The organism is Streptomyces pactum (genome assembly GCF_016031615.1).
Classification (GTDB): domain Bacteria; phylum Actinomycetota; class Actinomycetes; order Streptomycetales; family Streptomycetaceae; genus Streptomyces; species Streptomyces pactus.
The window spans coordinates 6,217,949-6,236,120 of record NZ_JACYXC010000001.1; the positions used below are offsets into that span (position 1 = coordinate 6,217,949).

Genomic DNA, 18,172 nt, shown 5'->3' on the forward strand with positions numbered 1-18,172 from the left:
GGCGACCCCTTCCGGCCCGCCGGCGTCCGACCGTCCGGGCGGGATGCTCGTGCGGACGTCACCCCCGTGACGCACCGCCCGGCGCCGCCCCCCGTCGTCCCCGCCACCTGCGTCACCGCGCCACCGTGCCGCTCCCGCCCCGGCCCGCCCCCGTCACCCGTCCGGGTGGTGTTCAGGGGACGAGGACCACCTTGCCCAGGTTGGCCCGTGCCTCGATGATCCGGTGCGCCTCCGCAGCCTCGGTCAGCGGGAGTTCCGCGTGCACCGACACCGTCAGCCGCCCTTCCGCCAGCAGACCCCACAGCTCCTGACGCCACCTCTCCACCAGGGCCGGCCGTATCGCCGCGGTGCGGGCCATCTGGAAGCCGGTGACGCTCCGGCCGCCCACCAGCAGGTCGTACGCCGCGATGGTCCCGCCGCCGGAGCTGTACGCGACCAGCCGGCCGCCGGGCGCCAGCGCGGCGACCGCCGAGGACAGCAGCTCGCCGCCGACCGCGTCCAGCACGATGTCCACCGGCTCGCCCCAGGACGCGTCGTCGTAGCACACCACCTCGTCGGCGCCCAGGCCGCGCAGGAAACCGGCCTTCGCCGCGGAACCGGCCGCGGCGACCACCCGCGACGCGCCGCGCGCCCGGGCCAGCTGCACCGCGAGGTGGCCCACCCCGCCGGCCGCGCCGGTCACCAGCACCGAGTCACCGGGCTCCGGGCGCGCGCTGGCGTACGCGCCGAGCGCCACCAGGCCGCTGCGCACCAGGGCCACCGCCGCCACCGCCCCGGCCCCCTCGGGCACCGGTGAGGCCATCGCGGCGGAGACCACCGACTGCTCGGCGTAGGCGTCCGCGAAGCACAGCGCGGTCACCCGGTCGCCCACCGCGAACCCGGTCACCCCCGGGCCCACCGCGGCCACCCGTCCGGCCACCTCCCCGCCCAGCACCCCCCGGCAGCGGCACCCCGCCGTCCCGCACCTTCCGCACCATGGGGAGGGTGACGCCGATCGCCTCGTTGCGCACCAGCAGCTCGCCGGGCCCGGGCCGGGGCACCTCTGCCTCCTCGACGCGTAACACCTCGGGACCGCCGTACTCGTAGAACCGCACCCGGCGCACCGGTACACCTCCAAAACCGTTGGGAGTCCCAACGGTACAGCGCCATTCATGGGGGCGTCCAACGGTTTTGGTTAGACTCGGCGAATGGCCGAGACCCCGTACGCCCCCGCCCGCATCCGCACCCTGCCCAGCTGGCTGCTCGGGCGCGCGGCGGCCCGGGGCCACCGGCTGGTGGCCCAGGCACTGGCCCGGGAGGGCATGCGGATGACGCACCACGCGGTGCTCTGCGCCGTCGCCGAACTGGGGCCCGTCTCCCAGGCGGAGCTGGGGCGGGCACTGCGCATCGACCCCAAGGACATGGTCGGGATCGTCGGTGACCTGGAGGCCGAGGGGCTGGTGGAGCGCGGCCCGGACCCCGACGACCGGCGGAAGAACGCCGTGACCGTCTCGGCCGCCGGGAAGCGCCGGCTGCGCCGCACCGAGAGGCTGGGCGACGAGGCGAACGACGAGCTCACCGCCGCCCTCACCCCCCAGGAGCGCGCCCAGCTGGTGGCCCTGCTCGCCCGGATCGCCGACCCCGGAGCCGGCTGCGGCCCCGACCGCACGGCGGCCCCGGACCCGGCCTGACCGCACCCCACCGCGATGCCCCGGCCCGGGGCGACGGCGTCCCCTCCGGGGCGCCCCACGGAGACGGCACGCCGGGAACACGGCCGGGCGCCGCCGCCCGGCCGCCCGGTCAGGCGTCCGGCCCCGCCGCGCCCTCCGCTCCGGTACCGGCCACCGCCCGGTGCTCTTCGTCGTCGTCCAGCACCAGCCGGTGCTCGCCGGCGTAGACGTTCATCGAGGAGCCGCGCAGAAAGCCCACCAGCGACAACCCGGTCTCCACGGCCAGGTCCACCGCGAGGGACGAGGGGGCGGAGACCGCCGCGAGCACCGGTATCCCCGCCATGACCGCCTTCTGCGCCAGCTCGAAGGAGGCCCGGCCGGAGACCAGCAGCACCGCCTGGTGGAGCGGCAGCAGCCCCGCCCGGAACGCGCGGCCGACCAGCTTGTCCACCGCGTTGTGCCGGCCCACGTCCTCCGTCACGTCCAGCAGTTCGCCGTCCGGGGTGAACAGCGCCGCGGCGTGCAGGCCGCCGGTCCGGTCGAACACCCGCTGCGCCGCGCGGAGCCGGTCGGGCAGCGCGGCGAGCGTACCGGCGGACACCCGGACCGGCGCTCCGGCGTCGTCGCCGACCGGCCAGCGGGCGGTGGTGCGGACCGCGTCCAGGCTCGCCTTGCCGCACAGACCGCACGAGGAGGTGGTGTAGACGTTCCGCTCCAGCGTGATGTCGGGCAGCGGCACCCCGGGCGCCAGCCGGACGTCCACCACGTTGTAGGTGTTGCCGCCGTCGGCCGTCGCCCCCGCGCAGTACACGATGGTGGCCAGCTCCTCCGGCCGCGCCAGGACCCCCTCGCTGACCAGGAACCCGGCCGCCAGCGCGAAGTCGTCGCCGGGGGTGCGCATGGTGATCGCCAGCGGCTTGCCGTTCAGCCGGATCTCCAGCGGCTCCTCGGCGACCAGGGTGTCCGGGCGGGTGCTGACCGCGCCGTTCCGCACCCGGACGACACGCCGTCGCTCGGTGACCCGTCCCATATCCATCAGCCCCGGTCTCTCGTCTGGCGTCCGGGCCGGACGGGGGGCGGCCGGTCCGCCCGCCGCCGTCCGGCCCTCGGTCACGAAGGTGCGCGCGACCCGCTCCGCGCCCTCACCGCCGGGCGGGCGCCGGTGGCCGCACCGCGCCCATTGTCCGCCATCCCTCCCGCCCCCGGCCCGCCCGGCCCACGCCAGCCTCACCTCCGCCGCGCGGCCCGGCTCGCCGGGCCGTGCCCGTCCCGGCCGGCCCTGTCCGCGCCCTGCCTCGGCCTGCCGCCCCGGTGTCGTCCGGGCGCGCCCCGACCTGCCCGGCTCCGCCCACGCACCGTCGCCCGGGCGCGCTTCCCCGTCCGGCCGCCGGGGCCGCCCGGCCCCGCACCCCCGCCGTCGTGACGCCTTGGACCAGGGCAGCCGAGCGGCCCCGCCCATAAATCGTGCTTATGAGTGGTTCCCGGCCGGATACGCAGGTGAGAGGCACTCCGAAACCTTGGTATCGTTATCCATGTCGCCGCGGGAAGCCCGCGGAGCACACCTGGTCCGGGTGGCGGAATGGCAGACGCGCTAGCTTGAGGTGCTAGTGCCCTTTATCGGGCGTGGGGGTTCAAGTCCCCCCTCGGACACCAGCGAGAAACCCCAGGTCACCTGGGGTTTTTCTGTTGTCCCGACCAATGGCGTGCCCGAGCGCGGGACCGGCAGCCTGAGCCTTCCTGGCCGGCGCGCGGGGAGGACAGGTCGAGTCGGTCGGCGCCGGAGGCGGCCAGTTGGCCCGCTCCATACCGAGCAGTGACTTTTTCGGGATCCGGGCCACCTGCCTCGCCCAGGTGGAGCGTGCAGCCATCCTGACGGGCTCTGCCGCGTTGATCCACTCGGGGTTCGCGGGTTGGCGGGGTGCGCCGGGTTGATCGAGAGGAGCTTCCTCAGCCAGGCCGAGGAGTGCGGTGCGGCTGCGTGCCCGGCATGCCGGGAGAGGGAGCGTCACGACCATCGCAAGGCCACGAGGACGCCCACCCGAGTCTCCGGAGCCCCTTGCGCCGGCACATCGGTGGGGGCGCCGGAAACGGGCGCGCAGGAGCGCACAGCCCTGCGTCGGGCCCTGGCGAACAGGCATGCCAGGGCCCGGTCATCCTCAGGCGGTCGCGGCGGAGAACTCGTCGGCGACGACATCCATCAGGAGTTCATCGCAGGGTCGGCCGAGCCAGTAGCCTGACTGTCGCAGGCGCCCTGCGGGTTTGAACCCGGCGTTCTGGTAAGCCGTGGTCCCGGCTGCGTTCGGCTCCAGCACCTTGAGCCAGACCATCCGCAGCGCGGCGTACTCGAACGCCCACCGAAGCGTCAGGGACGTAGCCTCGGTGGCCAGCCCTTTGCCCCTCGCTTCGGGCGCGAGAAGGATGACGTACTCGGCGGTCCGAACGGCTGAATCGATCTGGAGAGTCGTGATGCCGACCGGTGTTCGGTCATCGGTGGTGATCACCTCGAATTGCGGGAAGTCCCGGTTTCGTCCTGCGGCTTCCCATCCGCCGGCACGGACCTCCCAGGACTGCGGGACCTGCGTGCCGAAACCGAGGATCGTGCTGGGGTCGTTCTCCCAACGGTGATAGTCGGGCAGGTGGTCGCGGTTCGGCATGGCCAGGCTGACGCGCTTGCCCGGAAGGAGGATGTGCGGGTCGGTCATCTATACCTCTTCGACGTTGGCTGGCCCGTTGATGGGCGAGTAGTCACCGGTCTGGACGGGTTCTTCGACAGGCTGGTCATGACTGTCGCAGATCCACGCGTGCATGCGTATCGGGTCTGTCGCGATGCCGTGGCGCCAGGCACCGCCGCGACCACCAACAGCCAACAGCAAAGCGGCAGTCGTGGACTCCTCCAGGCATGCGACGCGAGCGGGAAAGGCACGTGCGACCCAACGGACCGACCTGACCGCCAGACTCGCATGTTCGCGGGTCGGGGGCGGGAGACTGCGGCCCGCTTCCGCGAGGCGTACCAATCGGCCGAACCGTGTTCGCTCTCTCCCGAGGTGACGCGCAGCGAGCGTCGTCAGCAGAAGCGCCGTCGCGGCGAGACGCCACGGCCAGGGAGGCGGGGCGGGGGTCTCCAACCGGGCGGATGACTCGCTGGTCCCCCATGAGATCTCGGACGGGCGGACAGTCACCGGAGCCGGGGCTTGGCTGTGCTCCAGCGATTCGAGCCATCGGCTCAGGGCATCGCCGGTAAGGACCACTGTGGTACCGGTCCGGTAGTTGACGACCACGCCCACGTTCGCGGCGAGGGCGGTGCGGGTGTACCGAGTAGGAGCAGGCACCTTCACGGCCTCTTCTCCCATCGAACCCTCGTGGTTGCGGTGTCGGTAGTGCGAAGCCACAGTTCGGTGCCGAGAAGCGGTTCGATCAGCCCCCAGGGAATGTCGATTCCGAGTACTGCCCGCCGAAGGAGTGAGCGCAGGACCGCTGGGCGCACCAGGCCGAGGTCAGCCAGATGGCCGGCCACGAGTTCCAGGACGCGGGTCTGGTTGGCGCGGAGCCCGTGATGGTGGTCCACCGCGAACAGCCCCTTGCAGCCGCGCTGCAACACATCATCGGGGAGAAGATCAGCGACTGCATCGCTCAGCAGCGGCTTGTATCGGTGGGCGGACCAGCGCTCCGACGAGGGGGCGGCCATCACGGTCTCCAGAACCCGGGCATCCGTGAACGGGTTGTGCATCTCGATCCCGTACACGGCAGCGAGCTGATTCTCCGTCGCGGCAGTGCGGCCCACATAGCGGGCCTCGTTCAGGAGGTGGCGATCGGCGTAACCCAAGTGGTCCGGGTCCGCGTCTGTCGAGACAACCGACTCGGCCAGCGTGACCGCGTGATGGGTGAGCCAAGGCTTCGGTAGGGACACATTGCCCAGTCGGGCGGGTGCCTTGCAGGCTGCGGCCACGACACGCCAGGGGCTCGAACGGTGGAGACGCCCCCATGCCTGGGCGTCTCGGGCCAGACGTAGCAGCCGGCCCGAGCGCGCGAGATCCGCCAGGTGCACCGGCGGTGGCATGAACAGGGAGTCGCCCCCATCGCCGGTCAGGTGCACGGACGCGCCCTCAGCGGCCAGCAGGGCGAAATGCGAACAGAGCTGGGCGATGGTCACGGCGGATGGTGCTGGCTCATCCGTGAGTACCAGTGCGTCCAGGTCTGTGAACGGCAGGTGCTCCCGCCCCAAGGCCATGAAGCTGTGCCTTATGGATGGGAACGCGCGTGCCACGCTGCGGGCGTGGTCCGCGTCTCCTCCCGACTCCCGCCCCTTGGGGTGGAACGTGACTCCCAGTACCGCGCCGCACTGTGCGGCGTGTGCAGCGAGGGTGCTTGAGTCCAGGCCGCCGGACAAATCTGACGAAACACGCCGCCCGTTCACACGAATGAGGACGCTGTTCGCCAGGTCGCTGCGGAGTCTGTACACCGCCTCGGGCCAGGTGGAGGAGACCGGCCTCCAGTAGGGGGTTGAGTACGGTGCTCCGTCGTGCGGGACTGTCCATCGATGCCCCGGGGGTACCTGCTCAACACCGGTCCAAGCCGACAGCCCTGGCGTCCAAGCGGCCGGGTCCACCAGGTGAGCCGCCAGCCAAGCAGTGTCCGGCCGACTCCCCAGCAGGGACGCAAGCGCCAGTGAGCTTGAGGCCCACACGTGTGCGCCATCGATCTCGGTCACGTAGAGCGGGCATGAGCCCGCCGGATCGGCCCACAGGGTGAGCGAGTCTCCACGGTCGTCCAAGGCGAGAGTGTACGAACCAGACCAGGCGGTTGCCGCCGCGTCGAACTCCTGCAGGTCGGTACAGCGAACCAGCCGGGCCAGCTCCGTGTCCGTCGCTCCGCAGGGACCGAACACCGCCAGCCGTCGTCCGCCTTCACTCTCTGCCAGGCGGACCGTGGTCTCAACGGACCAGACCTCCGGCTCCCGCCATAAGCGCCGCGCGCCCCAGGGCACCGGAGGCGTGCCGGACGAGGCGCGAGCGCCACCGAACCAACGCATGTAGTCACCTCCTCCGATCAGCTTGAAAGGGTGCGGCGGCACCTCAGAAAGATGCCGCCGCCGGACGCTAGGCCCCGTAGGGCGAGCGCTTGTTCTCCACGCTGGTGTCGGTGTTGCCCTTCGTCAGAAGCGTCGCGTCCTCCAGGCTCACGACCTCCTCAACCGGCTCGGTGTCGAGCTGAGAGCGGTCCTCCATGATGTTCACCTCCGTCCGAAATCCGTAGGGCGTGGAGGGGGGACCCCTGCACGGTGGAACAGCCTCTCGATGCGAGTCGTGCGACCCGAGAGGCGGCTTAGGGCGCGCCGCGGAGTGATCGGCGCACCTGCTCAGGTGGGCGTCTCGCGGTCCGGGACGGATCGATGGGCCAAGGGCGAGGCGTGATCTTCGAGCCCGTTGTCCTGCATCGCGGTGACGCCGAGGAGGAACAGAGCGAGGATGTGGCCCAACGTCCAGGTACCGGTCAGGACCGATCCAACGGGGTCGTGTCCCGACGGCGGCTGACGGCTTTGGGCCCCAGGCGTAAGCAAGCCAGGCCGTTCTTCGCTGCCATGTCTGCACCCTTCCGCAGGTTTGTGCCTGCCCCTGTTCGTGACAACTCCAAGGAAAGCGCTGGGACTCCGAGCACTCCACGGCATCGGTGCGGCAGTCTTGAGGCAGATCTGTGCACGGCGGTGCGAGGGCGCAAGACAGGGAAAGGGGCCGCCATGGGACTGGCGGAACGACGTAAAGCCCTGGGCTACAGTCAGGAGAAATTGGCTCAGTTACTCGGGGTTGACCGCACCACGGTCGGGCGCTGGGAAAGCGGCAGGATCAAACCTCAGCCACCCCAGCGGCGAGGCTTGGCCAGTGCCCTTGAAGTCAGCCTCACCGAGCTTGACACCCTCCTGACGCAGCCACGAGCCGTCAGCCAGGAGGCCGCAGGGCAGCAGTCCAGTGACCGTCAAGGCCCGGGAGACCCCGACGAAATGATCCGCCGCGAATTTCTCCGCATCCTCACCGTCAGCGGAGCCCTGACCGCCCTGCCGCTGGACGAGGCAGAAGCCCTCACCGATGGGGTGCGTAGGGGCGCGCCCGCCGACTTCACGCGGATGAACAACCGCCTCTGGCAGGTGTACCAGCTAGCCCGCGCCAAAGGCTCCGTCTACCCCGTCGTCCGCGACCAGCTCTCGACACTGAACGAAGCCCTGGCGGGCACCCGAGGCAATTCCCGCCCGCTCCTGCACGCGGCAGCCGACCTCTTCCAGCTCGCCGGAGAAGTCGCCTTCGACGACAACCGATACACCGATGCGGCAGCGTCGTACTCCCTGGCGGCGTCCGTCAGCAAGGACGCCGGAGCCTTCGACCTGTGGGCCTGCGCCCTCGTGCGGTACGCCTACGTGGACATGTCCGAGCACCACTACCGGCAGGCGGCGCAGGTCCTTGGAGCGGCGGAGAGACTGGCCAAGCGGGGAGACAGCATCCTCGCCACCCGACATTGGGTCGCCGCCGTCCAGGCAGAGGCATACGCCGGCATTGGTGACCTGGACGCCTGCGAGCGCGCACTGGACCAGGCCGAGCGGGTGATGGAGCTGACCACGGACAGCACCAATGGGGGCTGGCTTCGCTTCGACGGCACCCGGTTGGCCGAGGAACGGGGAGCGCGCTACGTACAACTTGGGCGCCTTGACCTGGCGGAGGAGACCTTGAAGAAGGCGCTGGCTCAGACCGCCCTTGCCTCCGGGCAGTCGTACCGGCGCAGGGGCGCCGTCCTCACCGATCTTGCCGCCGTCGGAGCGAAGCGCCGTGATCCTGAACAAGTAGTCGCGTACGGGCGTGAGGCCATCCGGCTGGCCCAAGCGTCATCATCCGGATACGTCGCCCGTAGACTCCAGAGCCTGTGCGATGAGTTCGGCACCCTGAGCAGGGACCGCCGGGTAGCGGAGCTGGGGGCGGAGATCGCCACGCTGAGCACGCCGTGACGAGAGGGGTTGGCATGTCGCAGGTCGAAGGCGCACGAGTGTTCCGGGAAGCCTGGATCGAAGGAGTGCACCGCCACTTCCCGGGGGAGCCGAAGCCCGGGTACGTCACCCCCTGGGAGGACACGCCCCAGTGGGAGCGCGAGGCCGCAGGCGCCGTGTATGACCAGGTCCGCCAGTTCATCGAGATCAGTGGCGGGCACACGGCGAAGCTGTCTCGTGAGCAGAAGGGCCGGTTCGTGGCGGTGTGCTGGACGGCGCAGATGTTCAAGCACTTCGAGAGCCCCAAGCCGGGGTACGTCGCTGACTGGCCCGACCTCCCGGCGTGGCAGCAGGAGACGGACGCCGATATCTTCGAGGCCATCGAAAAGTCCTGATCAGGGTCAGGGTCCGAGGGTTGGTCATGTGACCAACGCGTGACCACCAGGGGCCCGAGAGGGCCTGAAACAGCAGGAAAGAAGACGAGAAGCGCCCGCCGAAATCAAGCCTGCCGACGGGTGTTTCCCCAGGTCGGAGCGGTCGTGGGATGGTGGCCGAGAGGAGAGTTCACGCATCCTCGGACACCAGCGAGAAACCCCAGGTCACCTGGGGTTTTTTCTGTTGTTCCGACCAGTGGCGTGCCCGAGCGCGGGACCGGCAGCCGTGAGCCTTCCCAGGGCGGAGCGGGGGGGAGGACGGGTCGAGTCGGTCCGTGCCTCGGGGGCTGGGGCCGTGCCCGGCGCGCCGGGGAAGGGAACGTCGCCGCCATCGCCGGGCCCGGGGATCTCCACCGGCGCCTGCCGAGCCCCGTTGTGCCGACACATCGGTGGGCGATCCGTGACGCGCCGTCCGGTGTGCGGCCCTCGGTGCATCACCTCGAACGGCGGGCGGCTTCCCGCCCGCCGGCCCGGACCTCCCGAGACCGCGGACCCGGCGTGCCCCATCCGACATGACCGTGCGGCAGTCCGTCAGCCGTCGAGGAGGAGGACCACCGCCATCACGGCGTGGAGGACGATCATGGCGCTGCAGCAGAACACCAGGACGGCGCCCGCGTAGGCGTTCACCAGGTGCTTGAGCGGCGAGTCCGGCACCAGCACGTCCGCCGGGTCCTCCGGGGGGTGGGCCACGGTGATCGTCGGGCCGGCCTCGCCGTGCAGGAAGCCGCGGTACGTCCCGGTCGCGTCCGGGTAGATGTACGCGCCGCGGGTCATCGTGGCCCGGGTGGCGGTCACCATGACCCCGTGCCGGTACAGCCAGCGTTCCCGCCGCGCGCGGATCACTCCGTACAGGCCCAGCCACAGGCCCAGCCAGGCGAGGCCCCCGATCGGAACCGTGAGCAGCACCAGATCCCACCTGCCCAGGGAGCCGGCCACCACGCAGAGGACGACGAGCGCCAGCAGGTGACAGAGCGTGCCCCGCAGGATCCGGCGGTGGAACCTCGTGCGCCAGGTGGGGGCGAGCGAGCGGACCACGGCGAACGGGGCGCCGTCGACGTCGTCGCTGTCGGTCCGGTTCGCCAGGATCGCGTTGACCCCGTCGGCGAAGGCGGTGGCCGCCGCCTCGTCCACGTCGTCGATGCGGTGGACGCGCGGCGTCGCCCCTGCCTTCGCCCGCAGTTCGATCAGGACCGAGCGGCCCTCGGCGCGTATCCGGCGCAGCCCGTCGGGGGTGAAGGTGACCTGCTCGCGCGGAAGGTCGAGGACCAGTCCGATGTCCTCGGCGGACAGGACGGCCCCGCCCCGGCCCCGGAGCACCGGGAGGGAGGAAAGAGAGGTCGGCATGGGCATGATCGTAGAGCGCGGGCTCTCCCGGTCAGTTCCCCGGGATTCCCGCTCGTCCGGCCCTTCCGGGGGCGGAGGGGACGGCAAGGGCTGACGGGCGGGTCCCGGTGCGGCTCCGGGGCGCGGGGCGCGCCGCTCCCGTGAGGCGTACCGGCCGACCGCGTCGGGTCTCTTCCGAGGTGACGCACCGCGAGCGTTGTCAGCCGGAAGCGCCGTCGCCGCGAGACACCATGGCCGAGGGGATGGGGTCTTCGGCCGGGTGGACGACTCGCCGGTCCCATGAGATGTGCCGAGGTGCGGACATCCACCGGAGCCGGGGGGTTCGCTGGGCTCCGCCTATTCGAGCGGGCGGCGCGGGGAGCCGGCCCGCGGGGAGCCGGGCGCCGCTACCGTGCCGTCATGAGCGAGCCGTTCGCCCGGGGCGAGGACCATCCGGCATGCGGCATCTGCCCGGCGAAGCGGCTGCCGCGTGAGGCCTTCGTGGTGTACTCGCGCCCCTCGCGGGAGTGCCCGTTCGACCCGACCGACGGGTTCCGCTACACGCTGGACGACCGGCAGCCGGCGTGCGTGCATCCGGACCGGGTGGGGTTGGAGCCGGACCGGATCGCCCCGCCGCCCGGAGCCGACCCGGGGGCCGGACCGGCGGCCGCGCCGGGGCGTGGCCGATGGCGCCGGTGGTTCCGCGGCCGGTGATGCCAGGTGCGGTGGACCGGCGCCGCCCACGTGCCGGCACGGCCCGTGGCCCCGGGCGCCGAGGACCGGGCGGGCGCCGCGTACGCCGGCGCCCTCCGTGTGGCGGGTGAGGGCGCGGGGCGACGGGGGGAGGGGCGGCGGCACCGGGCCGTGCGCGGGTGGGGCGGCCCGTCCGCACCGCGTCCGCATCCCGGTCCCACCGCGCGGCACGCCCTCCGGCCTGCGTCCTCCGCCCTCCGACGAGGAGATCCGTCGCCCCGCGGGAGGGAGGATCCGCCACCCGGCGGCGGGAGGGGAGATCCACCCGTGCGCCGTCCGGGTGGCCGGCGGTGTGTCGTCCGCCGCGCACCGCACGCGTGCCGGTACCACGGGCAGTGCCATCGTCCGGTGAATCCCGGCAACCGGGGCTTCACCCACCGGCCGGCGGCACGGCTCCACCGACACGGCCGCTGTCCGCACCGCACCGGTGGAACCGCGACACCGCTCCCGAGGAACTCCACACGAAGAAGGAGCCCGTTTCGTAGCTGTGCCCGTCTCGTTCGACCAGCGCTCCGCCGGATACAGCCTGGAGCGGGCCTACTGGCTCGCCCGCGCCTCGGATCTGGCCTACAAGGACAAGGCCACCATCGAGCGGGAGGCCACGGGTTGGGGCTTCCCGCAGGTGCGGCACCACGAGACACGGTTCACCCCGCCGTTCCCGCTGCAGGACACCCAGGCGTACACCATGGCCGGCGCCGACATGATCGTCACCGCGTTCCGCGGTACCGAGCCACAGCAGATCAAGGACTGGCTCTCGGACGCCACCACCCCGCCCCGGCGGGGCCCCGGCGGCACCGGACACATCCACCAGGGCTTCGGCGAGGCGCTGGAATCGATCTACCCCGATGTCAAGGACACCCTGGCCGAGCTGCGTACGAACGGGCAGCGGGTGTACTTCACCGGCCACAGCCTCGGCGGAGCGCTGGCCATGCTCGCCGGGGCCCGGATGTTCCTGGAGGAGCCACGGCTGGCCGCCGACGGCGTCTACACGTACGGGCAGCCCCGCACCTGCGACCAGATCCTGGCCACCGCCTACGACAACGGCTTCGAGGACCGGATGTTCCGGTTCGTCAACAACAACGACATCGTCCCCCTCCTGCCCCCGGCGCCGCCGTACGCCCATGTGCGCGCCCTGCGCTACATCGACTCCCGCGGGCGGGTCCGGGAGACGATGCCGCTGGCCGGCAGCCTCGCCGACCACGCCACCGGCCTGACGGCCGACCCCTTCGCGCCCGCCTCCGACGGGATGCGCGACCACTTCATGCGCAACTACCTCGCGGCCCTGGAGAAGAACCTCTCCTGACGGGCCGGGCGGGCCCTCCGTCCGCCCCTCCACGAGCACCTGCGCGCGCCGATGCCCGTCCCGGCACTTGCCCCGTGCCGGCACCCGCACGTGGCCGCACCCGCCCCGCGACCGTCCCGCGACCGTCCGCGGGCCGCTCCCGGGGCGCGGACGGGTGACGGCGGACGGGGAGGAGGCCGCCGCGGCGGCCGGCGGTCACACCACAGCGGGCCAGAACTGCGCCAGATACCGCTCGATACCGTGGGGCACCCCTCGTGCGGCCGCTCGCGCCACTTCCGTGCGTCCGGTGCAGTACACCCGCAGGTGCCACAGGTCACCCGGGACGCCGAGCGTCAGTTCGTCCGTGGTGGCTCCGCCGGGCACCCAGACGGCAAGCGATCCGGACCCCGAGCGGATCCGGGTGTCGCCGCAGGTCTCCCACGGCTCCCGCCGCTCCTCGGGAGGCTCGGAATCCCACACCTCCGCCGTCAGCAAAGCGACATGGGTGTGCCCGGCGCTGGACACGTCCACCCGCCCCTCGAACTGCACCAGAAAGCCGGCCTCGGTGCCCGGCCACCCGTCCGGAAAGGGCACCGGCACCTCGGTGTCGTCCGCGTCCTGGAGAGAGAAGACGAAGAACTCCACCGGCACATCCACCCTCTGGCGTCGGATCAGGACCGGCACCGCCACCTCCCGGGATCACAGGTGCCGCGATCGTATCCACGCGCGGCCACTCCGCCTCGGGCGCGTACCGCGCCGGGACGGCCGGGCGCTCCGGGTGGGGCCGGGCAGCCGAGCCGTTCGCGCGCGAGGGGCGGGCGCCGCACTCCGCCTGGAGGCGGTTGCGGTGCCCGCCGGCGTGGCCGGCGCCCCCGCGGGACACGGCCGGCCCCATCAGGCGCGCCCGGATGCCGCCGGGCAGCCCCCGGGCGGGGTGGGTTCGGTGCCCGGCCGGGCCGCCGTGCGGCACCGGCCGGGGCGGGCCGGCGGGTCAGTCGCCCCGCCCGCAGGGGCAGCCGTGCCGCATGACGGGCCGGAGGCTGGTCACCGTCGGTACCGGCACCCACCAACCGCCGCGCGCCCGGCGCGGGGGCGGACCGTACGGGGACTGCCAGGCCGGGCGGGACTGCCGGGCCGGACGCCCGGTCCGGTCCGCGACACCCGCGGCGCGGTTCCGTACGCCCCGGCCGTACGGCGGTGCGGGCCGGCCGGGCCCGTTGCCGTACCGCGGGCTCACCAGGCCGGGCGGTACGGAAGGCGCGGGTGCCGGCCCGGGGGAGGGGAGTTCGACGGCGTCGCCGCAGCCGGCGCAGAGCGCGCGGAGCGCGCCACCGGGGAGCGCGCCGCGGCGGAGCCGGCGGAGCGCGGTGGTGCCGCGGAAGGTGCCGGTCGGCCGGCGGTGTCCGGAGACACACCGGTGGCAGCGGCGGACGACGATCGGCGGGCAGGCGGGCGGGAACACCCAGGTTCTGGACATGCGGATACACCGGTTTCCGTGAGAGGACCGCAGCGAAAAGGAGCGCGGCGCACAGCGGCGACGCGCGTCGGATCAGCGCTCGGGGTGGTCTCACACGGTGTACATCGGCACGTCCTCCTCCCACGATGGCGGGCGCGAGCACGGTAACGGCTCACGGGCGTGCGTCTCCACCGGTTTCCGCCGCGCTGCGGGCGGTGACCGTACCCTCGCCTGCCGCCTGCCGCCTGCCGCCTGCCGCCTGCCGCCTGCCGCCTGCCGCCTGCCGCCTGCCGCCTGCCGCCTGCCGCCTGCCGCCTGCCGCCTGCCGCCTGCCGCGCGTCGCCCGCTGTCCGTGGTCCGCCGCCCCTGAGAGGGGGTGGCCGGCGCGGACCCACCGGCCGGTCACCGGGGCGACGACGGGCGACATATGCACACAGCTGCCCGGAAACCCACCCAGGCCGGGGTGGAGACGTGCCGGTCACCAACCTGCAGAATCAGCCGAACCCGGCACTTCGCCGCATTACCGCCGCCCCGGTGCCCGGCGCCCGGGGCGGGGCCGGCGGTCGCGTCCGGGGCGTACCGCGACGCGGGCGCGGCGACGGAATCGGTGGCGCACGGGGCCCCGGCGAGGGGGAACGGCGTGACGGCATCCGCCGGAGACGGCGCCGGGAACTCCGCGGCCCCTTCGCGCCGCGGTGTGCGGACGCAATTCCCGCACCCGGCCGAAGTCCCGACCGCGGTGCCCGGCACGCCAGTTCAAAGAATTCGCAAAGCACCGGGCGGGGTGGCAGCTTCCTGTCAGGTTGTTGCGCCGCTTGACTTTTCGGGGATAGAAGATCCTGGTAACTTCGGGGATCTTGATATGCCGGATGTAGAAGGCAACGGCATTCCCGGTGTACTCGATATGGAGTCCATATCCAGCGCTCTGCAAGACACATCGACTGACCACAGGGATCGGGGATGGCGGGAACTGCGAGCAGCGCACCACCTACGAGACACATACGCCACGACAGCGGTGTTCTCGCGTCGCCGGCGGCGCCCCGGATCCGCGTCCCGGTGGTCGGAGACCTCCTGGGCCTGCGGGCGAACCTGCTGAATGCCATTCAATACGCGGCGATGGCGGGCAGCGCGGTCTCGTATTTCCGTATCGGCCCCAGGACGATGATTTTCGTCAACCGCAGCACCGAGGCGGACATCGTCCTCTCCGATATCCACACCTTCGGCAAGCCGGACGGCGAGAATCCGCTGCGGCTGGTGCTCGGGGACGGGCTGATCAGTAATCCGGACCACGACAACTGGATGCAGCGGCGACGGGCCCTCCAGCCCATGTACAGCCGCTCCAGTCTCGCCCGCATGCGGCAGAAGATGGCCACCGTGATCGCCGAGCGCACCGACCGGTGGGCACGGCGGGAACGCATGGAGCTGCGGGTCCACGAGGAAATGCTGGCCGTCGCCCTCGACAGCGTGTCGGTCTCGATGTTCAGCCGGTACGGCGACACGGTCGCCGACATCATCACCCCGAAGACGGCCTCCTTCCTCCTCGACTTCGTCGAACGCCGGCTCCGCGGGCCGTTCTCCCTGCCGGTGGGTGTGCCGGTCCGGCGGCACCGCGAATTCACCGCGACCCTGGACAACCTCGACCGCCTCGTCTACCGGCTCATCGACGAGCGGCGCCGGTCCGCGGAACGCCACGACGACCTGCTGGACCTGCTGCTGGCGGCCCGGGCCGGCGACGCCGCGGTCCCGCTCACCGACCGCGAGGTCCGGGACGAGGTGCTGACCACCTTCCTGGCCGCGTACGAGACCACCGCCAGCGCGCTGACCTGGATCCTGTACCTGCTCGCCTGCTACCCGGAGGTGCAGGCGCGGGTCCGTGAGGAGGTCCGCGCGGCTGCGTCCGCCGGGCCGGAGGGGGCCTCGTCCGCCGCCGGGCCGGAAGGGGGCGCGTCCGGGCAGCGGCCGGGGCGCGGCAGCACGTTCCTGGAGTGCGTCATCAACGAGAGCATGCGGCTCTTCCCGCCCTCGCCGACCATTCCCCGGCAGGCGAAGAAGGACGCGCTCATCGGTTCGCACACCGCTCCCCGGGGGGCGATGGTGATGCTCAATGTCGCGGCGATCCACCGGGACCCCGACGTCTGGGAGCGCCCCGACGAATTCCTCCCGGAGCGCTTCGCCGGCGGCACCCCCGGAAAGGGCACCTACCTCCCGTTCGGGGCCGGCGCCCATATGTGCATCGGCAAGGGGTTCGCCATGATGGAGATGAGCCTGCTGGTGGAGAACGTGGTGCGGAAATTCGAGATTTCGCTGCGGGACGCCGCCGGACCGGACCCCGTGGCACTCATCACCCTGCGGCCCCGGGACGGATTCGGACTGACCCTCACCAGAATCTGAGACCCGGCCGCCGGAAGCCGTCCGGACACCATGCCATCAGGAGAGAGGCTGACCAATGCACCGCATGGCGCGTTTCACCGCGGTAGTCGAGCTCGTACGTCCTCGTACACTTCTGGTCACCCCCCTCTCGTACTGCGTGGGTGTCGCCGTCGCCGACCACGACTTCGACTTCGTCGTGCTCCTCGGTGTGGTGTTCCATGTGCTCGCCCCGCTGGCCGCCAACGCCCACAACGCGGTCACCGACCTGGTGGAGGACGGGGAAAACGTCCCCGGTCGCCTGAAACTGGTGGAAACGGCAGGTGTGCGGGTCCTCCAGCGCATCGTCCCCATCAGCCTGGGCATCATGCTGCTGCTGTCGCTGGCGATATCGCTGGCGCAGAGCATCATCTGGATATTCAGCGTCTTCCTGGTGCTCGGCTACTCCTCGCCGCGGTTCCGGCTCAAGGGCCTTCCGGTCACCGGCATGGCGGTCTTCGCGATGGCGGTCACCGAACCGTTCATCGCCGGTGCGCTGCTCGCGGACTCCTGGTGGGAGGTGCCGCACTACGACTCGTACCAGCCGGTCGCACTCGGCGCGTTCCTGTTCTTCTGGTACTTCGCGAAGGGAATCATGAAGAATGTTCCCGACTACGCGGGGGACAAGGCGGCCGGACTGCGGACCATACCGGCGCTGATGTCGTCGCAGCGCTCCGCCGCCTGGGTCGCCGCGGTCGCGACGACGGTGGTCTACGCCGCCTTCCCGGTGCTCGTCCTGGTCTCCGCGCTCCCCGACCGGCTGGCCTACGTGGGCCTCATGACGCTGCCGGCCGTGGCTAACATGATCGCCATGGTCCGGGCCCGTACGCAGCTGGAGTACAACCTGGTCGGCCAGCGCGACATGTACGTGTCCGTGGTCTTCCTCGGCCTCCTGCTCTTCGCGTGGCGACCGTCGGTGGGCTCGGCGCTGATCGGGCTCCTCGCCGTTGCCGTTATGGTCTGGACGGATGTGTCCGGAAGGGACTCCAGGGCCAGCCGCCATCTCGACCGGACCGAGCCGGAGTTGAGCGTTCCAGGTGGAGGAGGTCCGACAGGTGACCGATGACCGCACGCCTCAGGGCAAAGGGTCCGATGTACACGGCATTTTCGAGAAGATCGCCGGATACTACGACCGCATGAATGTCGTCATGACGCTCGGCCGTCATGGGAAATGGTGCCGTGAGGTGGCCGAGCGGGTCGCGCCGCCGGCGGACGGACGGCTGCTGGACCTGGCCACCGGGACCGGCGTGATCGCCCTGGAAGCGGCGCGCCGGTACCCCTCCGCCGAGGTCACGGGCGCGGACTTCTCCGAGGAGATGCTCCGGCGCGCCAGGAACAAGCCCGGTGCCGAGAAGGTCCGTTGGCAGCACGCGGACGCGGCGGACCTGCCGTTCGAGGACGCCTCCTTCGACGGGATCACCGAGGGATACCTGCTGCGGAACGTCTCCGACCTGGAGGGGGTGCTGCGCGAGCAGTACCGGGTGCTCAAGCCGGGCGGCCGGGTGGTGATCCTGGAGACGTGCCCGCCCAGCGGCCCGGCGAAGCCGGTCGTGCAGTGGGGGGTGCGCACCATCGTCCCGCTGCTGGGCCAGGTGGTGGCCCGGGACCGGTCGTCCTACAGCTATCTCGAATCCAGCACGCTCGCCTTCGAGTCCCCGCAGCACATCGCCCGGATCCTGAAGGGCATCGGGTTCCAGGCCATCGGGTGGCGAAAGAAGTTCTTCGGCACCAACGTCATTCTGTGGGCCAACAAGCCGCGCTGAGCGGGCGCGTGGCGGAGCCGAACCGCCGCCTTCGTCGCCCTGGAGCCGGGGACGTCGAAGCCCGCCGTGTGCACGGGACAGCCGACGAGCAGAGGTAATCGACGCCAGGAGCTTCTTGGTGGAGCGAGGGGGGAGTTGT

At 71.7% G+C, this 18,172-nt stretch carries 15 protein-coding genes, 1 tRNA gene and 1 pseudogene; 9 read left to right on the forward strand and 8 right to left on the reverse strand.

Going from position 1 to position 18,172, the window contains the following annotated elements; translation table 11 throughout:
• Nucleotides 1–172: 172 nt before the first annotated feature.
• A pseudogene (locus IHE55_RS24545) lies at nucleotides 173–1,103 on the reverse strand (quinone oxidoreductase family protein).
• An 84-nt stretch (nucleotides 1,104–1,187) separates the two neighbouring features.
• Between IHE55_RS24545 and IHE55_RS24550 the strand changes: the two are divergent.
• Nucleotides 1,188–1,670, forward strand: a complete 483-nt coding sequence (locus IHE55_RS24550; RefSeq protein ID WP_197991008.1) for a MarR family winged helix-turn-helix transcriptional regulator — start codon at nucleotides 1,188–1,190, stop codon at nucleotides 1,668–1,670.
• Nucleotides 1,671–1,779: 109 nt separating this feature from the next.
• Here IHE55_RS24550 and fdhD read toward each other — a convergent pair whose 3' ends face one another.
• Nucleotides 1,780–2,679, reverse strand: coding sequence for a formate dehydrogenase accessory sulfurtransferase FdhD (gene fdhD, locus IHE55_RS24555; RefSeq protein ID WP_197992227.1), 900 nt, complete (start codon nucleotides 2,677–2,679; stop codon nucleotides 1,780–1,782).
• 535 nt (nucleotides 2,680–3,214) lie between these two features.
• On the opposite strand from fdhD, the gene IHE55_RS24560 reads away from it, so the two are divergent.
• Nucleotides 3,215–3,302 (forward strand) — tRNA-Leu (locus IHE55_RS24560).
• A gap of 503 nt (nucleotides 3,303–3,805) precedes the next feature.
• Here IHE55_RS24560 and IHE55_RS24565 read toward each other — a convergent pair.
• The 4 genes from IHE55_RS24565 to IHE55_RS24580 all read right to left on the reverse strand — a co-directional run bounded on the left by IHE55_RS24565 (nucleotide 3,806) and on the right by IHE55_RS24580 (nucleotide 6,874).
• Nucleotides 3,806–4,351 (reverse strand): GNAT family N-acetyltransferase, encoded by a 546-nt coding sequence (locus IHE55_RS24565; protein ID WP_197991009.1) that lies wholly within the window; start codon nucleotides 4,349–4,351, stop codon nucleotides 3,806–3,808.
• Nucleotides 4,352–4,999, reverse strand: a complete 648-nt coding sequence (locus tag IHE55_RS24570) for a lasso peptide biosynthesis B2 protein (protein ID WP_197991010.1) — start codon at nucleotides 4,997–4,999, stop codon at nucleotides 4,352–4,354.
• Nucleotides 4,981–6,678 (reverse strand): albusnodin/ikarugamycin family macrolactam cyclase, encoded by a 1,698-nt coding sequence (locus tag IHE55_RS24575; protein WP_197991011.1) that lies wholly within the window; start codon nucleotides 6,676–6,678, stop codon nucleotides 4,981–4,983. The genes IHE55_RS24570 and IHE55_RS24575 overlap by 19 nt, the downstream gene beginning before the upstream one ends.
• Nucleotides 6,679–6,745: 67 nt before the next feature.
• Nucleotides 6,746–6,874: an albusnodin family lasso peptide gene (locus tag IHE55_RS24580; protein ID WP_197991012.1), complete on the reverse strand. Its 129-nt coding sequence runs from the start codon at nucleotides 6,872–6,874 to the stop codon at nucleotides 6,746–6,748.
• Nucleotides 6,875–7,383: 509 nt separating this feature from the next.
• Between IHE55_RS24580 and IHE55_RS24585 the strand changes: the two genes are divergently transcribed.
• Nucleotides 7,384–8,637 carry a helix-turn-helix domain-containing protein gene (locus IHE55_RS24585; RefSeq protein ID WP_197991013.1) on the forward strand — a complete coding sequence of 418 codons (1,254 nt, stop codon included), beginning with the start codon at nucleotides 7,384–7,386 and terminating at the stop codon, nucleotides 8,635–8,637.
• 14 nt (nucleotides 8,638–8,651) lie between these two features.
• Nucleotides 8,652–9,011 carry a hypothetical protein gene (locus IHE55_RS24590; protein ID WP_197992228.1) on the forward strand — a complete coding sequence of 120 codons (360 nt, stop codon included), beginning with the start codon at nucleotides 8,652–8,654 and terminating at the stop codon, nucleotides 9,009–9,011.
• Nucleotides 9,012–9,581: 570 nt separating this feature from the next.
• On the opposite strand, the gene IHE55_RS24595 is transcribed toward IHE55_RS24590, so the two are convergent.
• On the reverse strand, nucleotides 9,582–10,394 hold the full coding sequence (locus IHE55_RS24595) for a hypothetical protein (protein ID WP_197991014.1): 813 nt from the start codon (nucleotides 10,392–10,394) through the stop codon (nucleotides 9,582–9,584).
• A gap of 399 nt (nucleotides 10,395–10,793) precedes the next feature.
• Between IHE55_RS24595 and IHE55_RS24600 the strand changes: the two genes are divergently transcribed.
• Together IHE55_RS24600 and IHE55_RS24605 are read left to right on the forward strand one after the other, a co-directional pair.
• Nucleotides 10,794–11,087 (forward strand): hypothetical protein, encoded by a 294-nt coding sequence (locus IHE55_RS24600; RefSeq protein ID WP_197991015.1) that lies wholly within the window; start codon nucleotides 10,794–10,796, stop codon nucleotides 11,085–11,087.
• A gap of 526 nt (nucleotides 11,088–11,613) precedes the next feature.
• The gene (locus tag IHE55_RS24605; RefSeq protein WP_197991016.1) at nucleotides 11,614–12,429 is read left to right on the forward strand and encodes a lipase family protein; all 816 of its coding nucleotides are present in this window, start codon (nucleotides 11,614–11,616) and stop codon (nucleotides 12,427–12,429) included.
• 195 nt (nucleotides 12,430–12,624) lie between these two features.
• On the opposite strand, the gene IHE55_RS24610 is transcribed toward IHE55_RS24605, so the two are convergent.
• On the reverse strand, nucleotides 12,625–13,092 hold the full coding sequence (locus IHE55_RS24610; protein WP_197991017.1) for a hypothetical protein: 468 nt from the start codon (nucleotides 13,090–13,092) through the stop codon (nucleotides 12,625–12,627).
• Nucleotides 13,093–14,824: 1,732 nt separating this feature from the next.
• Between IHE55_RS24610 and IHE55_RS24615 the strand changes: the two genes are divergently transcribed.
• From IHE55_RS24615 to IHE55_RS24625, 3 genes are all read left to right on the forward strand, one after another.
• Nucleotides 14,825–16,255, forward strand: coding sequence for a cytochrome P450 (locus IHE55_RS24615; RefSeq protein WP_232265686.1), 1,431 nt, complete (start codon nucleotides 14,825–14,827; stop codon nucleotides 16,253–16,255).
• A gap of 64 nt (nucleotides 16,256–16,319) precedes the next feature.
• Nucleotides 16,320–17,336 carry a UbiA family prenyltransferase gene (locus tag IHE55_RS24620; RefSeq protein ID WP_197991019.1) on the forward strand — a complete coding sequence of 339 codons (1,017 nt, stop codon included), beginning with the start codon at nucleotides 16,320–16,322 and terminating at the stop codon, nucleotides 17,334–17,336.
• Nucleotides 17,326–18,033, forward strand: a complete 708-nt coding sequence (locus IHE55_RS24625; RefSeq protein ID WP_197991020.1) for a ubiquinone/menaquinone biosynthesis methyltransferase — start codon at nucleotides 17,326–17,328, stop codon at nucleotides 18,031–18,033. The genes IHE55_RS24620 and IHE55_RS24625 overlap by 11 nt, the downstream gene beginning before the upstream one ends.
• Nucleotides 18,034–18,172 lie beyond the last annotated feature (139 nt).

Bases quoted from the DNA above. Each gene is read 5' to 3' on its own strand.
- IHE55_RS24550 (WP_197991008.1), top strand. From the start codon at position 1,188: ATGGCCGAGACCCCGTACGCCCCCGCCCGCATCCGCACCCTGCCCAGC.
- fdhD (WP_197992227.1), bottom strand. From the start codon at position 2,679: ATGGGACGGGTCACCGAGCGACGGCGTGTCGTCCGGGTGCGGAACGGC.
- IHE55_RS24565 (WP_197991009.1), bottom strand. From the start codon at position 4,351: ATGACCGACCCGCACATCCTCCTTCCGGGCAAGCGCGTCAGCCTGGCC.
- IHE55_RS24570 (WP_197991010.1), bottom strand. From the start codon at position 4,999: ATGGGAGAAGAGGCCGTGAAGGTGCCTGCTCCTACTCGGTACACCCGC.
- IHE55_RS24575 (WP_197991011.1), bottom strand. From the start codon at position 6,678: ATGCGTTGGTTCGGTGGCGCTCGCGCCTCGTCCGGCACGCCTCCGGTG.
- IHE55_RS24580 (WP_197991012.1), bottom strand. From the start codon at position 6,874: ATGGAGGACCGCTCTCAGCTCGACACCGAGCCGGTTGAGGAGGTCGTG.
- IHE55_RS24585 (WP_197991013.1), top strand. From the start codon at position 7,384: ATGGGACTGGCGGAACGACGTAAAGCCCTGGGCTACAGTCAGGAGAAA.
- IHE55_RS24590 (WP_197992228.1), top strand. From the start codon at position 8,652: ATGTCGCAGGTCGAAGGCGCACGAGTGTTCCGGGAAGCCTGGATCGAA.
- IHE55_RS24595 (WP_197991014.1), bottom strand. From the start codon at position 10,394: ATGCCGACCTCTCTTTCCTCCCTCCCGGTGCTCCGGGGCCGGGGCGGG.
- IHE55_RS24600 (WP_197991015.1), top strand. From the start codon at position 10,794: ATGAGCGAGCCGTTCGCCCGGGGCGAGGACCATCCGGCATGCGGCATC.
- IHE55_RS24615 (WP_232265686.1), top strand. From the start codon at position 14,825: ATGGCGGGAACTGCGAGCAGCGCACCACCTACGAGACACATACGCCAC.
- IHE55_RS24620 (WP_197991019.1), top strand. From the start codon at position 16,320: ATGGCGCGTTTCACCGCGGTAGTCGAGCTCGTACGTCCTCGTACACTT.